2 protein-coding genes are annotated in these 2,406 nt (G+C 72.7%); both read left to right on the plus strand.

All coding sequences use genetic code 11. From position 1 onward, the window contains the following. Window positions 1-781, plus strand: a 781-nt coding sequence (locus I0Q12_RS01505; RefSeq protein WP_197250273.1) for a phosphatidylcholine/phosphatidylserine synthase, incomplete at its 5' end; no start/stop codon positions are given. Between the two features lie 20 nt (window positions 782-801). After that, on the plus strand, window positions 802-2,406 hold a 1,605-nt coding region (locus I0Q12_RS01510; RefSeq protein ID WP_197250274.1), incomplete at its 3' end, for an AAA family ATPase.

Raw genomic sequence — 2,406 nt, forward strand, 5'->3', positions numbered from 1 at the left:
CGTCGAGCTCGGCACCGCGCTCGGCATGATCGGCGCCGCCGCGGTCCTGGACTCGCTCGACGGGCGCATCGCGCGGCTGCTCGACGCCACCAGCAAGATCGGCGCAGAACTCGACTCGTTGTCCGACGCGATCTCGTTCGGCGTCGCCCCCGCCCTCGTGCTGTATGCGACGTTGCTCGACGGCAGCGCGTTCGGCTGGATCATCACGCTGCTGTACGCGGTGAGCATGGTGCTGCGCCTGGCGCGGTTCAACACCCTGCTCGAGGACGACAGCATTCCCGCGTACGCACGCGAGTACTTCGTCGGTGTGCCGGCCCCCGCGGGTGCGCTCATCGTGCTCTCCCCCATCGCCGCGTACATCCAGTGGGGCGACGGCTGGTGGACCTCCTATCCCGTGGTCGCGGCCTGGACCCTCATCACCGCAGCGCTCGTCGTCAGCACGATCCCGACCCTCGCCATGAAATCGGTGTCCGTGCCGCCGCGCCTGGCCGTGGTCCTGCTGGTCCTCGTCGCGCTCGCCGCGGCCGCGCTCGTGACCTACCCGTTCGTCCTGATGCTCGTGCTCGTCGCCGTGTATCTCGCGCACATCCCGTTCGCGGTCCGCTCCAAGCGGTGGGTCGCCGCGCGCCCGGAAACCTGGGACATCAAGCCGTCCGAACGTCGCGCGATCCGGGCCGAGCACCGCGCGCTGCGTCCCCGCCGCGTCGTGATCCGCCGCACCGCGGCACCCGCGGATCGTTCCTCGGCGCGCCTCGGGCTGCGTCGCCCGCGCGGACGGTGAGTACGTTCTAGGCTCGGCGGGTGACCACCGCTGAACTCGCGCTGACCGTCCGGCTCAACACCTCCGCGGCGGATGCACGCCGCGGCGTCGTCCGCCTGCACCCGGAAGCGCTGACCGCGCTCGGCCTGCGCGAATGGGATGCGATCGCACTGGTCGGCTCCCGCCGGACCGCGGCCGTCGCCGGACTGGCCCCCGCCGGCACCCCCACCGGCACGATCCTGCTCGACGACGTCACCCTGTCGAACACGGGCCTGCGGGAGAACGCCACCGTCGTCGTCGCACCCGCCACCGTGTACGGCGCCCGGTCCGTGTCCGTCACGGGGTCGTCGCTGGCCACCCACTCCATCAGCGACACGACGCTGCGCCAGGCGCTGCTCGGGAAGGTCGTCACCGTCGGTGACGCCGTATCACTGCTTCCCCGCGACCTCGGTCCCGGGACGAGCAGCGCCGACACCACACGCACCCTGTCGCGCACGTTCGGCGTCGCCTGGACCTCGGAACTGCTGACGGTGGCCGCCGTGGACCCGGCCGGACCGGTCAGCGTGCAACCGAACACCGCGGTGACGTGGGGCGGTCACCCCCGGAAAGCCGCGCCGAGCGCACCCGCGCTCGCGGGTTCCGACGCAGGATTCACCGAACCGGAACGCGCTGCCGCACCGCCGCCGGAAGACCTGGTCGGTGTGCAGGCCCAGGTCGCGCGGCTCACCGAATGGCTGAAACTGGCCCTCGACGAACCCGAGCTGCTGCGCACCCTCGGTGCGTCCCCGCACCTGGGAGTGCTCGTCACCGGTCCCGCCGGAGTCGGCAAGGCCACGCTGGCCCGCGCGGTCCTGGCCGACCGGAAGGTCGTGGAGGTCGACGGCCCCGGGATCGGTGCGCTCGCCGCCGACGAACGGCTCCGTCGCGTGAGTGCCGCCGCCGACGCCGTGGCCGGCGGCGGCGTGCTGCTGATCACCGACATCGACACGTTGCTCCCCGACCCCGCGGAACCGGTGTCGACGCTGATCCTCGACGTGCTGCGCCGTGTCGTCGACACTCCCGGCGTCGCGCTGATCACGACGACCGCCCACCCCGACGCGGTCGATTCGCGGCTGCGTTCCCCCGAGATCTGCGACCGCGAACTCAACCTGCCGCTGCCCGACGGCGCGACCCGCCGGGCGCTGCTCGAAGTGCTGCTGCGCACCGTGCCGTCCGAGGGGCTCAAGCTCGACGCGATCGCCGCGCGCGCCCCCGGGTTCGTCGCCGCCGACCTCGCCGCACTCTGCCGGGAGGCGGCGCTGCGGGCGGCGTCCCGGGCGAGCCGCGACGACGCGGATCCGGTGCTGCTGCACGACGACCTGCTCGGCGCGCTCGAGGTGATCCGTCCCCTCTCCCGCTCGGGTACCGAGGAACTCGCGATCGGCAGCGTGACCCTGGACGACGTCGGCGACATGGTCGAGACCAAGCAGGCCCTGACCGAAGCCGTGCTGTGGCCGCTGCAGCATCCCGATTCGTTCGCGCGGCTCGGCGTCGATCCGCCGCGCGGCGTGCTGCTGTACGGGCCGCCGGGCTGCGGAAAGACGTTCCTGGTCCGTGCGCTGGCGAGCACCGGACATCTGAGCGTGCACGCGGTCAAGGGCGCCGAA

The sequence above is a fragment of the Rhodococcus sp. CX genome (genome assembly GCF_015865005.1).
GTDB lineage: Bacteria > Actinomycetota > Actinomycetes > Mycobacteriales > Mycobacteriaceae > Rhodococcus.